Source organism: Acinetobacter sp. NEB 394, from assembly GCF_013374795.1.
In the GTDB taxonomy this organism is placed as follows: Bacteria; Pseudomonadota; Gammaproteobacteria; order Pseudomonadales; family Moraxellaceae; genus Acinetobacter; species Acinetobacter johnsonii.
Window position 1 is genome coordinate 457,991 of the sequence record NZ_CP055277.1, and the last position, 13,297, is coordinate 471,287.

A 13,297-nucleotide genomic window follows, 5' to 3' on the forward strand; every position below is an offset into this window, starting at 1 on the left:
GTGGAAACCTCTTTTCTTCTAATCAATATGAGGGACTGGCCCATTCTTTGCTTTATTTTAGTACTTGGCCTCAAGCAATTAAAAGAGGCGTCATTGTAAAATAAAGAATCGCTTTGCAAAATTCAAGTTTCACAAAGCGAGCAATACATCGGGGTTGATATGGCTACTTCGGGCAAAGCTCTCCATCTTGCGACGATGTGCAAAGCGTTGCTTTTTACATCGGTACCTCAAGCATAGCTTTCGGTCTTGCAGCCATGTGTGAAGCTTTGCTTTTCAGATTACATCGTCTCAGGTGCAGACACACCTAGTAACTCTAAACCATTACGCAAAACTTGTTGTACGTTTATTGAAAGTAATAAACGGGCTTGCGAAAGGGCAATATTTTGTTCGTCGATAATTCTTGTATTATCCAAGTTATACCAACCATGGAATAACGCTGCGAGTTCTTTCAAATAGTTACCCACTTGGTGTGGTTCATAGCTATTTGCAGCACGAAGCACAATTTCAGGATAGGCTGCAAGTTTGGCAAGAATTTCAGTTTCAGCGTCAAGAGTTAATAAGGTCGCATCGTAATCAGCTGCTTTGCTACGATCAAAAGGAATGCCTTTTTCAGGGGCTTTCACATCGACCATACGATTGACACGTGCGTGCGCATATTGGATGTAGTACACCGCATTGTCTTTGCTTTGTGAAACCGCAAGGTCTAAGTCAAAGTCAATGTGTTGCTCGGACTTACGCATCACGTAGTAGAAACGCGCAGCGTCGTTGCCCACTTCTTTACGCAGGTCGCGTAAAGTCACGAACTGACCAGAACGAGATGACATTTGTACCATCTCACCACCACGCCATAGGCTGACGAACTGAACCAATAGAACGGTGAGTTTTTTCGAGTCATAACCCAAGGCATCAATGGCGGCTTTGACCCGTGAAATATAGCCATGGTGGTCTGAGCCCCAGATATCAATGATATCGGTATAGCCACGTTGTAATTTGTTCAGATGATAAGCAATGTCAGAAGCAAAGTACGTAGTTTGTCCATTACGACGCTTCACAACACGGTCTTTTTCATCGCCAAATTCAGTCGATTTGAACCAAATGTTGCCGTCTTTTTCATATAAGAAACCACGTTGTTCTAAAGTTTCTAAAGCTTCATCAATTTTGTCTGTCAATGAAGCTTCACTGAACCATTGGTTAAAGGTTACACCAAACTCGCCCAAGTCATCTTTGATGTCATCTAAGATCACATTCAGCGCTGCTTGGTGGAATACGCGGTAAGCTTCACCGATTAAGCTTTGTGAATTATGGATTAAACCATCGATGTGCTTTTCTTTGTCGCCTAAAAGGACAACTTTATTGCCTTCAGCATCGAGTTCTTCTGCATATTGTACATCTTCAGGAACATCTTTATAGACGTCTGCTACAGGGCGAACGTAAGCATCGCCATCAGCATCGATAATACTTTGCGCGATTTCTTTAACATAATCGCCTTGATAGGCATTTTTAGGGAAAACCAGTTCTTGGCCTGTTAATTCGAGGTAGCGCAAATAGGTAGATGTTGCAAGGATGTCCATTTGACGGCCTGCATCATTCACATAATATTCACGGTCTACTGTTGCACCTGTTGCTTCAAGCAACGTTGCAACCGTCATCCCATAGGCAGCGCCACGACCATGACCAACGTGCAAGCTAGACGTTGGATTGGCAGAAACGAATTCTACTTGTATTTTTTTCGCAGCATTGGCTTGAGTGCGGCCAAATTGCTTGCCTTGCGCTTGAATTTGATCGAGCACGGCAAAACGTTGATCAGCATTTAAGAAGAAGTTAATAAAGCCAGGGCCTGCGATTTCTGCTTTGCTGATATCCGCTACTTCAGGCAGTGCAGCAAGAATTTTTTCGGCTAAATCACGTGGCTTCATACCCGCAGCTTTAGAGGCAATCATCGCGATATTGGACGCGAAATCCCCGTGGCTTCGGTCTTTGGTACGCGTCAAAGTACTGCTGTTGTTCCAGTCTGCTGGAAGGATACCTTCAGCTTGAAGGTTTTGCACTGCGTGCTCGAGAGCTGCTTGGATTGCCGTGTTCATATTCAGTCGAAAATTTAATGTCGCAGAAAAACGCTAAATATAGCAAATTTCCACGTCTTTAGGTGAATCCATTTTTTTAGAATAAAAAATGTTCAAAAACTGCTAACGATTGCGCTGCAATAAACATGAAAAGCGCAGTATGATGAGAACCAAAACGCATACTTTTAAGGATAAAACGTGTCTGAACAGCGACCGATGATCATTGGCAATATTCCCAAGTTACCAGCAAAATATGCAATGTTTATTTTGCCGTTTTTTATCTCATTTTTTATGAGTGGCATTATCTCGATGATCAATCTTTGGCGCAATTTGGGTTGGGTGGACAATTTCCTACAGGTTTGGCTGTCCGCATGGATGATGTCTTGGTTGGTGGCCTATCCTGTAGTGCTCATTGTACTGCCGATTGTGCGCCGTTTGACCGGTGTATTTGTTGATATGTCACATTTGAACCCACCGAAATAAGCCCCATTTTAGCTATTTTCACGGCATGAGACAGGTTTGCTGAGGAGTTCCGCATTTTGGTTTTGAAAACGATACAGTTTGCCGGCATGAAAGAGTTTAATCACTTTGGCACTGGCAAGCTGTTGTTGAAAACGACTTAGGGTTTGGCGTTGAAATGGATCAAACGGATTGCCGTAGTTTTTGTTGTCGAGTAAAAACTGAATCTGTCCTGCTTCTTTATCATAGCCGTATAAGATACGTTTGCCTTGCGCATCTTGAAGCTCAAACGTAGGGGGATGACTGCTGATTTTACAATTCAGACGCAGTGAGATTACAAAGCCTTCAGTTGATTTGTTTTGTAGCTGATAAATCCCTTGTTTTTCATTCTCCAAATAGACCCATTGGTTCAAGGGTAAATTTGCACTGAGTTGCTCATATTGCTCGATGGTGGCTTTACTGATATCGACAATGCCTTTGGGATCGATTTCAGGCAGTTTTTCGTTATGACCAAATAGTCCTGTAATTTTATCACTCACTGTCGTTTGCGCCGTAGAAATAGATTGGCATGCTGTCATTTGCGTGATGTAAAGACATGTAAGGCTCAACAACATCAGTTTTTTGATGATCATTTTTAATATAAAGAAGAAATAAAAGCGCTAGCTTAGCTTGAGCTTTGTTCAAGTTCAAATTTTATCCATGCGCTATTTGACCGAAAGGCTGTCATAAAAGTCATTTTTGCGTTGAGTCGGTTTGATTTTTATTTTCAGACTAAATCGCTTTGATAATTACATCACGCTTATAAATATCAAAAGACGAGCAAATGACGCTAAGCTAGTAGCCGAATTAGATGCATAGATTCTCCCCATAGGTTCATCTAAATCTATGTATAACGAGATAGGTAATGACGACAGAATATTTAAAGACAAAACAACCCTTATACCTCCCTTATGCGGGCAATACCTTGCTTGAGTTGCCGCTGTTAAATAAAGGATCGGCGTTTACGGAAGAAGAGCGCACTCGCTTCAACTTGCATGGTTTAATTCCACATGTTGAAGAAAGCATTGAAGAACAAAGTCAGCGTTCTTATCAACAGTACTGTGCTTTTAATGATGCGATCAATAAACACATTTACTTGCGTAACATTCAAGACACCAACGAAACCTTGTTCTATCACCTCATTGAAAACCATTTAAGTGAGATGATGCCAATTATCTATACTCCAACGGTGGGTGAGGCCTGTCAGCGTTTCTCGGATATTTATCGTCGCCATCGTGGTACATTTATTTCCTATCCAGACCGTGCGCATATTGATGACATCTTGCATAACATCAACAAGAAAAATGTCAAAGTTATTGTGATTACCGACGGCGAGCGTATTTTAGGCTTGGGCGACCAAGGTATTGGCGGGATGGGTATTCCGATTGGAAAATTGTCGCTATATACCGCGTGTGGGGGTATTAGCCCAGCTTATACGTTACCAATTACCCTCGATGTCGGTACCAATAATCAGCAGTTACTCAATGACCCGATTTATATGGGTTGGAATCAACCGCGCATCAGTGGTGATGAGTACTATGCTTTTGTTGATGAAGTGATTGCTGCGATCAAGCGTCGTTGGCCGAAAGCCTTAATTCAATTCGAAGACTTCGCACAAAATAATGCCATGCCGTTATTGAATAAGTACCGTGATGAAATCTGTTGTTTTAATGATGATATTCAAGGTACCGCAGCCGTTTCTGTGGGCAGTTTGATTGCTGCATCACGTGCGGCAGGTAAACAGCTCAAAGATCAAACCGTTGCCTTCTTAGGTGCGGGTTCAGCAGGCTGTGGGATTGCTGAGCAAATTGTTGCACAGATGAAAGTTGAAGGTTTAACTGATGCCGAAGCGCGTGCACGCGTGTATATGGTCGATCGTTTTGGTTTAATCACTGAAAATCAGCCGAATCTACTCGATTTCCAACGTAAATTGGCGCAAAAGCCAAATGTGATAGCGCAATGGGGCAATGCTGAAGAAGTGATTTCACTGCTCGATGTTGTGAAAAATGCCAAACCTACCGTGTTGATTGGGGTATCGGGTCAGCCGGGCTTATTCACTGAAGAAGTAATTCGCACTTTGGCTTCGAACTGTGATCGTCCGATTGTATTGCCACTGTCTAACCCAACTTCGCGTGTTGAAGCAGTGCCAGCAGATATTATTCACTGGACGGGCGGTAAGGCTTTGATTGCGACGGGCAGTCCTTTTGCTCCAGTCAACTATCAAGGCAAAATTTATAATATTTCGCAGTGCAATAACTCATATATCTTCCCGGGCATTGGGTTAGGCGTGATTGCGGCCAATGCAACCCGTGTGACCGATTCGATGCTGATTGCATCGAGTAATGCTTTGGCAGATTGCTCACCGATGCTGGTGAACCCTACAGCAGATTTATTGCCTGAGATTGATGAAATTCAGAAAGTCTCTAAGCTGATAGCCTTTAAAGTGGCCAAAGCAGCAATGGGTGCAGGTGTAGCTCCGATTATTAGTGATGAACAATTGCAATACGCGATTGAGAAAAACTTCTGGAAGCCAGAGTATCGTCACTATAAACGTGTCGCCTTCTAAAGCTTAAAATGAGATCGAACAAAAAGGAGCATGCTGCTCCTTTTTGTTTTTTTTTAGAGCTAAGTCTTCATTAACATTATTTTACTAGATTAAAAAAAAGACATTTTGTACACTCCGCGCACAAGTATAAAAACCAATAAGTTAACAATGATCATGTTCAATTCTATTTATAAAATGCTGGAATCCTTTGGATTCGGCTCACAAAAACGTGCTCTGCATATTCATTTTTCCAATCCGGCTTTGAACACACAGGTGTTTATTCAGCGGATTGAGGGTGAACATCGCATTAATCAGGGCCTAAAAGCTGAAATTCTATGTCTATCGACCAATGCTTATCTGCCTTTAAAACAGTTCATTGGTGGGCGTATCGCAGTTGATCAGGTCACGGATGTGGGGCAGCTTTCTCGTCTGACAGGGGTGATTACCAGTGCCAGTCAGGGGCAAAGTGATGGTGCGCTAACTGTTTATAAACTGACGATTGAAGATGCAACAGCGCTGTGGCATAAGCGCAGAAATAGTCGCGTGTTTATGAGTAAAAGTGTTCGTGAAATCACTGAAACTCTGTTTAGTGAATGGCAAAGTCACAGTACATTATTTGCAGCCAGCTTAAGCCTGAACTTAGACGGTTTGAGTCGTGATTATGATGTACGCCCCTTTGTCATGCAGTCTAATGAAACCGACGCTGAGTTTCTCACTCGATTATGGCGGAGTGAAGGTATTAATTGGTTGATCGATGAACAAGTTCCGATGGTGTTCAGTTCGTCCGAACCAATTCAGGCACAGCAACTTCGTTTGATGGATGATAATCAAGCTTTTACAGCACTGGGTCGCCGAAAGATTCGTTTCCACCGCAGCCATGCCACCGAGCCTTTTGATAGCATCACCAGTTTTATTGCTGAACGTCACTTACAGTCCACCACGGTACAGACGCAACGTTGGCAAGCGCAACATTTAGCTCAAGATCAGAGTCAGGCTGTATTGAGTGCGCATCAGCACAGTGATCAACAGGACAATGAAAGCTTGGGTTTGGAACAAGTCTGGTGTGTCAGTCCAGCATGGACAGCTGATCTACAGGGTGCGGATCAGGCCACGTCTGCCAATAGCAGTCAACTAGATCGTCTCAACCAACAACTGAACCAATATCATGAGCTTCAGGCCAAATATTTCACAGCAAAAAGTAGCGTTCGAGATGCGCAAGTGGGCTATTGGTTTGAAATGGTGGATCATCCTGAAATAGACCAACATGTGTCCGTAGAGCGTGAATTTCTCATTTTAGGCAAAGTCTTTTATAACCAAAATAATTTACCCAAAGAGTTGCTACAGCAAATCAATCTGTTACTAAAAGGAAGTCGCTGGCAAGCTCTGAGTGAGGAAAGACAAGCCAATGAACTCTTTGTCGTACGCCGTGAGGTCAAAATTGTTCCTGAATATCAAGCGTGGATACACCGTCCAGCAGCCTATCCTTTACGGGCCAAAGTCGTCGGACCTGAGGGAGAAGAAATTTATGTGGATGCATGGGGGCGAATTAAAGTTCGCTTTATGTTTACGCGTAGTGATGACCATGCTCATGATGGTGGTGCAGGTGCAAATGACAATGACACGGACTCGGCATGGGTCGATGTATTGACTCCATGGGCGGGTGAGGGATATGGAGCACGTTTTCATCCGCGTGTCGGAGAAATTGTGGTCATCGACTTCTTTGAGGGGGATGTCGATCGACCTTTTGTGGTGGGACGTATTCATGAAGCGGAGCGCCACCAAACCATGTTTGATGTGAAAGGGACATTGCCTGCGACGAAAAAACTCAGCGGGATTCGTTCACAAGAAGTTGCAGGGCAAGGTTTTAACCAGCTGCGTTTTGATGATACGACAGGGCAAATTAGTGTGCAGCTACATAGCAGTCATGGAGCGAGTCAGCTTAATCTAGGTAACCTCAGTCATCCGAAAGAAACTGAGAACAGTGATGGGCGTGGTGAGGGTTTTGAGTTAAGAACGGATCAATGGGGAGCCATGCGTGCAGGCAAGGGTCTCTTGATTAGTACCTATGCACAGGATCAAGCGGTTGCGGATCATTTGGCTGCATCAGAAGCCCAGTCCATCTTGCAGCAAGGTCATGACAGTATGCACATGCTGAGTACTTTGGCTGTTAAACAACAGACTGATGCACTGAATGTGATCAATCGTCTGCCTAAATTGATTCAGTCTGTAGAGCTAAAAGGGGCCAATCAAGCCCTCCAAGCAACTGTTGGTTTATTTAAATCCGCAGTTAGTCAGGATCCGATTTCGGCATTAAAAACGTGCGGGGGTTTTCTTGAGGATATTCAAAAATTTGGTCAAGATACGGACAATTTGATTAATGAATTTAAAGATTATTTTCGGGATGCAGAGGCTTCAATAGGTAATTTAAAAGCCTTTATTGATAACCTCGAAGAACATGGCACAGATGCTTTGAAAAGTCAGTTGCAAGGCGTTAAAGAAAAATTGAACGCAGATCCATTCGCCGCTTTAAAAGATGTAGGCAAAGTGATTGCCAATGTTGAGATGAAAGACTTTGACCTGACCAGTGCCTGCGGAAGCTTTAATAAAGGCAGCAAACTGAATGTTAATCCCATGCAGGCATTGGGCTCCATGCAAGGCTTTATGGAGACATATGCTCAAGAGGCAGAGCAAACGCAGGATACTCAGAATCAAGCTCAAGCGAAGATCTTTCGTCAGGCTTTAATGCTGCTGGCTTCCCCCAATGGTATTGCTTTAACGACGCCTGAAGATATTGTTTTACAAGCTTCTCAAGACATCGCTGAAAGTGCACAGGGATCCATCAACTTAAGTGCCCAGAAGAATATTATTGCGCATGCACAGGATAAGGTGAGCTTATTTGCTGCGCAAAAAGGGCTAAAGGCATTTGCTGCGAAAGGAAAAGTTGAATTACAGGCGCAAGATGATGCAATAGAAGCGATTGCGCGTAAGGTGATTAAGCTAATTTCAACAGAAGATAAAATAGAAATAACCAGTCCGAAAGAAATTGTACTGACTGCTGGTGGTTCACAGCTCAAAATTAATGGGGATGGAATTTTTACGACAACAGGTGGAAAGTTTGAAAGTAAGGCGGGGCAGCATAGTTTTGTGGGTGGGGCCACAGTAAATGCTGAATTACCTAAAATGCCTGAGAGTGGAATGTATAGTATGAGATTTGATCTGAGCCAAATTTTTGATCCGAATATATTGAAAAATATGAAATATAAATTAATAAATCATTCTAAAAAAATTGAAGCTGAATATGAGTTTGAGCAGCAAAGCAGTGCACGTGTTTATAGTGACGCTGTTGATAATGTAGAACTCTCATTAGTACCAGGCGCATATTTGACAGAAATTAAAGACTTACCCCCTGAACAAGAGACAGAGTCTTTGGATGAAGATGAAGTTACAGTATGTGGTTGTGGAGAGGAGCATGAACATATACGTAATAATACAAGGGAGGTTGAATAATGCTTAATAAAAAAAATATTGCTTGTTTAATTTTTGTTTTTTTATCACTAAAAATTTATGCAGAAGATGATTTTAATGTTATTTCGCAATGTACTGATGAATATGAAACAAGTTGTGATTTAGTATTGATAAATGGTAATGAAAAAAATATTTTCTTACGTAATATAAAATCACCAAGTATTGAAGAAATTGGTAAAGATGTTTTTCATGTGGTGAGTTCATGTGGTTCGCCTTGTGTAGGGAATTATTTTATTGGTAAGCATGCAAAATATTATACTGAGGAGTTGATTAAAGTTGATTTTAAATCAAAATGCGTTATAGAGAGTGATAGTAATGAAAAGAAAATATATGCAAAAAAAATATTTTCTAATACTAGAAAAACTTTAATAAATTTAAATGAAAAAAAATTTGATATTCTTCCATCAAAATTTAATTATTATAGTGATTTTAATGAGATGTCGTATTTTGATAAATTTGGTAATCTAAATTTGATTGCAAATGATTTTGGTGAAATTTTATTTAAAAAGAAAATAAAAAACCCATGTGGAAATTATGAAAAATGAGCTATTCAGAAGAGTTTATTAAATATGTTGGAACTGTAGCAGGTGAAGCAGGAGGATGTAGTGTAAATACCTGGAAAGCTGTTGCCCATTGTATAAAGAATAGAATAGGTTTTGCAGAGTGGGTCAATGCGAGAGATGTTAGTGATATTTTAAAAAAGAATTTTGATGCAATTACCGATAAAAATGGACCTTTTAAAAAAGCTGTGACAGAAATGCGTTTAGGAAACATATCGGATCATACACAAGATATTGTTGATGCGATATCTCCAATTTATCAAGGATTAGAAGAGGATATAACAAACGGAGTTGTTTTATATTTCAGCCCTAAAGCTCAAGCTGCTTTACATAGTAAAAACCCTAGTAAATATACTTCGGCGAATTCAAACATGAGGTGCGACAGTTTGAAAAGTCTTATGATAATCAACAAGCTGAGCAAATTTCTCTAATGGTGTAAGCCAATCTAACGCTTTTCTAGGACGAGTATTCAGTGACATGGCAACTTGATTTAAATAATGCTGATCTGCCTGATTTAAATCAATCCCTTTAGGTAAATATTGCCTAATTAAACCATTCATATTTTCGCATGTGCCTTTTTGCCAGGGTGAATGTGGGTCACAGAAATATACATCTATGCCTAAATCTTCTTCAAGTATTTTATGTTCTGCCATCTCGCGTCCACGGTCATAGGTCAACGTTTTACGCAGTTCTGCAGGTAAATATTTCAGAGCTTCAGTTAAAGCCTTGCGCACTGATTCTGCCTTTGCATCAGGTAATGTTGCCAAGATACAGAGCCGTGTATTTCGTTCAATAAGTGTTGCTATCGAACTTTTATTGTCTTTACCTTTAATTAAATCAGCTTCCCAATGACCCGGTATTTTTCTTTCTTGAACTTCGGCTGGGCGCTCATGAATAGTTTTAATATCCTGTAATATAGAATCTTTTTTAGGTTCACCGTTAGCTTTTCGCTTTTTATTTTCATGACGCAGACAGGATAATAAGTCTTTTTTCAACTCACCCTTTGGTAATGCTCGTATCGTTGAATAAATCGTTGTATGGCTTACATTCATTGTTTGATCCAAATCAGGAAATGTCTTTAAACGCTTTGCTATTTGCTGAGGAGACCATAAACAACGGATCGCTTCAACAATAAATTTCCAGAGGATTGAATCGATTTTGAGTTTTCTGTGACCACGTCTACGTCTAGCGAAGGTGTTATCAGAAGCATATTGAGCTTGATAAACGTCATTGATGCTATTTCTTTTAAGCTCACGATAGATCGTACTAGGATGTCTTTTAATGAGTTCAGCAAATTTTCTGGCTGAAAAGCCTTCTTTTCTTGACTCAAGCATTAATGCAGTACGATCTTCAAAGTTAAGATGATGGTATGACAATTTTATATACTCCATAAACCCTTTAAATTAATTAGGTGGTTTATGTCGCACTTCAAGTTTTACTCTGCCTTCTTTAATCCCAGATTTTGCTAAAAGCTCTTTAACTGAAGAAGTGAAAATAAAAGGAACAGAAAATGATGATATGCAATGGTACAGATATAAAGGCACATCTCGTTTTTATGTTCAATTTGTGGATAGAAGTGCTAATGCCCTTGTTAAATCTAAAGTAAGTATTGGGTACAAAAAAACGAAAGAGGTTCCATCACTTACTAACTTAATAACCAATAATCAGGGTAAAATCAGATCATTTTTAGTAAAAGATGGTTGGGGGGCAAGATTTACTGTTGATGGTGTTCAACTTCTTGATAATAATAAGAATGAAATAAAGCTAATTGCAGATGGAAAAAATCATTCATCGGTGTTAGTGGTTGCAAATAGCAGTAGTGGAATAAAATCTCAAACGGATATCCATATCCAACAACCGACGTCTTCACAGAAACAAGAGCCTGAGAAAGAGGATAACAAAGCGAGTATTGAGCAAACGTCGAAAGTAGATGAAAATGATGTTCAGCAAAAAAATATTAATTTCAGTATTAAGGTTATAGATAGTGAAAATAAGACGATTCCCAATTTTTCTTACTTTTTAAAATATAAAAATATTGAAAAGAAACACCGTGCAGGTGCTGATGGTATTGAAAATGGTTTAATAGGATTAAGTGGTGAGGAAATTGTAGTTTTAATTAGTGGGCGAGACACAAAGCAAGAGATTAATCGTTTTACAGTACAAGATGGTATGGGGGTAAAAACTGTAAAACTTAATTTATATACTTTTGATATACTTTTTAGGCATGGAAGCACTAAAAAACCTATTACAAATTTAAATTTAATTCAAAAATATAGAAATAACTCAAAGCCAAAAAAAACCAATAGTAGTGGAAAAATAACGGTTAGTGCGATGCCAGGATTTGAACTTAATTATAAATTGAGAGATGAAAGGAACCTACTTACAATCAAAGTTGATAAAAATAAAGCACTTCGTATTATAGATGTTGATTCTTCTGCAATAGAACACGCATCAAAAAATATCAAGGTGGGTAGCAAAGTTCATGAAACACAACAACCGACTGCTATTTCTTCCGAATCAAAACGTAAACAACCAATTCAAAAGCCTGTTGAATCTCAGGATTCTACTCCTAAGAGAGATGAAAAAGTAAAAACCAGCACTGAAGGACATCCTAAAACAATTGTTACAGATAATAGTGATATAGAATTTAAAGTCTTAACTTATGACAAAGTATCTCATCAATTGGCTAGTGATTGTGAATATGTACTTGAGTATAAAGGAAATAAAAAATCTCATATAAGCGGCGTTAGTGGTGTAGGGGCAAAAAATCATAAGGGACAATCTGGGCAAACAATTAAAATTTTTGAAAATAATAACTTGTTGACTCAGATCGTATTGAAAAAAGATATGCAACCTATATCTATTCATGTTGCTAAAGCAGATTTCTCACAACTAAGAGTTAGTGGTGCTGATTGGTGTGGTTTATTTCTACAAAGTAGTAGTTTAAATGACTTGGCTGAACCTTTTAAAACGAACGCAACAAAATTTATTAATGGTATGAAAAATGCCGGTATTAATGTTGTAATTAACACAACTTGGCGCCCTGATAAAAGAAGTTATTTAATGTACTATTCTACAGCAATAGCAAGAGGGAAAATAGCTGTAGATAAAGTACCTCCTTTCCCAGGAGTAAGTATTGATTGGACACATAAAGGAAAGAAAGCTGAAGCAGTAAAAGCTGCCAAAGCAATGCATCAAAAATATGGTATAGGGGATAACCCAGTGGGTAAGCCAGGATCCTCAAACCATAATAGAAAAATGGCAGTAGATATGAAAATATCTAATTATATTGGAAAAGTTGTGACTATTGATGGTGAAAGCACAAAAATTACCAGTTGGTCTACATTAACGCAATTAGGGAAAAAACATAGTGTAATTTGGTATGGTAGTAAAGATGCACCTCATTGGTCACACACAGGTAGGTAAAAGTGATTTATAAAACATTGATTATTATGTGCTTATTGAGTTTAAGTGCTTGCGAAACTAAATATTTAGGTGAGACTGCTCATGCTAAATCGATTGAACAACAGAAAATAGAGACGCCACAATCAGATTTATCACCTGGGAAGATTTTGCACAGTAGTAAAGATATAAAGAAAGCCTTAGATAATAAAATTTATGTATTATTAAACTCTAAAGAAGGATGTATTGTAAGTGAAAAACCAATTAATAATGATGTTATTATTATATATAAGGAAGATGAAAAATTTAAATATGATATGGTGAAACCAGTAACTAAAAAGGATGATACTGATTGTGTTTCAAACTTAACGTTTGTAACTGATGAACCTAACTATTTTTATAATATTGATAAAAGAACTCGAACCTCTATTCGAGGTTATGGTTTTCAGTTAAGTCAAAGCCAAATTATGTATAATAATGGAAAAATTAGAGGAGTAGATCTAATTGGAAATAGTATTCCAAATGTTATAACTGAATGTTTTTCACAGGAAGGTTCACATTTTAATATTTGGGGAGGGCACAATAATGAGGAAAAACTATTGCACCGTTATACTTTTTTAGATATGGATATACAGCCATCATGTACTGAAAATGATAAAATAGTTAGCTCAGGCTTGTTGGATTTAAAAAAATAAGAATAAAAA

8 protein-coding genes and 2 pseudogenes are annotated in these 13,297 nt (G+C 39.1%); 7 read left to right on the forward strand and 3 right to left on the reverse strand.

Translation table 11 applies throughout. From position 1 onward, the window contains the following. Positions 1 to 278: 278 nt before the first annotated feature. Positions 279 to 2,084, reverse strand: coding sequence for an arginine--tRNA ligase (gene argS / locus HUK62_RS02045; protein WP_176536958.1), 1,806 nt, complete (start codon positions 2,082 to 2,084; stop codon positions 279 to 281). A 177-nt stretch (positions 2,085 to 2,261) separates the two neighbouring features. On the opposite strand from argS, the gene HUK62_RS02050 reads away from it, so the two are divergent. Further along, positions 2,262 to 2,546: a DUF2798 domain-containing protein gene (locus HUK62_RS02050; RefSeq protein ID WP_176536959.1), complete on the forward strand. Its 285-nt coding sequence runs from the start codon at positions 2,262 to 2,264 to the stop codon at positions 2,544 to 2,546. A gap of 8 nt (positions 2,547 to 2,554) precedes the next feature. On the opposite strand, the gene HUK62_RS02055 is transcribed toward HUK62_RS02050, so the two are convergent. After that, positions 2,555 to 3,154 (reverse strand): hypothetical protein, encoded by a 600-nt coding sequence (locus tag HUK62_RS02055; protein WP_176536960.1) that lies wholly within the window; start codon positions 3,152 to 3,154, stop codon positions 2,555 to 2,557. Positions 3,155 to 3,426: 272 nt separating this feature from the next. On the opposite strand from HUK62_RS02055, the gene HUK62_RS02060 reads away from it, so the two are divergent. The 4 genes and pseudogenes from HUK62_RS02060 to HUK62_RS02075 all read left to right on the forward strand — a co-directional run. Continuing rightward, a complete protein-coding gene (locus HUK62_RS02060; RefSeq protein ID WP_176536961.1) occupies positions 3,427 to 5,127 on the forward strand; it encodes an NAD-dependent malic enzyme in 1,701 nt (566 codons plus the stop codon). A gap of 153 nt (positions 5,128 to 5,280) precedes the next feature. Further along, on the forward strand, positions 5,281 to 8,613 hold the full coding sequence (locus tag HUK62_RS02065) for a type VI secretion system Vgr family protein (protein WP_176536962.1): 3,333 nt from the start codon (positions 5,281 to 5,283) through the stop codon (positions 8,611 to 8,613). Beyond that, entirely contained in the window at positions 8,613 to 9,176 is a 564-nt protein-coding gene (locus tag HUK62_RS02070; protein WP_176536963.1) for a hypothetical protein, read from the forward strand. Before HUK62_RS02065 ends, HUK62_RS02070 begins: the two co-directional genes overlap by 1 nt. Continuing rightward, a pseudogene (locus HUK62_RS02075) lies at positions 9,173 to 9,550 on the forward strand (hypothetical protein); the annotation flags it as partial. The gene HUK62_RS02070 and the pseudogene HUK62_RS02075, both read left to right, overlap by 4 nt. A 6-nt stretch (positions 9,551 to 9,556) precedes the next feature. Here HUK62_RS02075 and HUK62_RS02080 read toward each other — a convergent pair. Continuing rightward, positions 9,557 to 10,525 (reverse strand): IS30 family transposase, encoded by a 969-nt coding sequence (locus tag HUK62_RS02080; RefSeq protein WP_081398964.1) that lies wholly within the window; start codon positions 10,523 to 10,525, stop codon positions 9,557 to 9,559. Positions 10,526 to 10,625: 100 nt separating this feature from the next. On the opposite strand from HUK62_RS02080, the pseudogene HUK62_RS02085 reads away from it, so the two are divergent. Continuing rightward, positions 10,626 to 12,617: pseudogene (locus HUK62_RS02085) on the forward strand (hypothetical protein); the annotation flags it as partial. 2 nt (positions 12,618 to 12,619) lie between these two features. Then, on the forward strand, positions 12,620 to 13,288 hold the full coding sequence (locus tag HUK62_RS02090; protein ID WP_176536964.1) for a hypothetical protein: 669 nt from the start codon (positions 12,620 to 12,622) through the stop codon (positions 13,286 to 13,288). The last annotated feature ends 9 nt before the right edge of the window (positions 13,289 to 13,297 follow it).

Coding starts and splice junctions, on each gene's coding strand:
- argS (WP_176536958.1), bottom strand. CDS start 2,084: ATGAACACGGCAATCCAAGCAGCTCTCGAGCACGCAGTGCAAAACCTT.
- HUK62_RS02055 (WP_176536960.1), bottom strand. CDS start 3,154: ATGATCATCAAAAAACTGATGTTGTTGAGCCTTACATGTCTTTACATC.
- HUK62_RS02060 (WP_176536961.1), top strand. CDS start 3,427: ATGACGACAGAATATTTAAAGACAAAACAACCCTTATACCTCCCTTAT.
- HUK62_RS02065 (WP_176536962.1), top strand. CDS start 5,281: ATGTTCAATTCTATTTATAAAATGCTGGAATCCTTTGGATTCGGCTCA.
- HUK62_RS02070 (WP_176536963.1), top strand. CDS start 8,613: ATGCTTAATAAAAAAAATATTGCTTGTTTAATTTTTGTTTTTTTATCA.
- HUK62_RS02080 (WP_081398964.1), bottom strand. CDS start 10,525: ATGCTTGAGTCAAGAAAAGAAGGCTTTTCAGCCAGAAAATTTGCTGAA.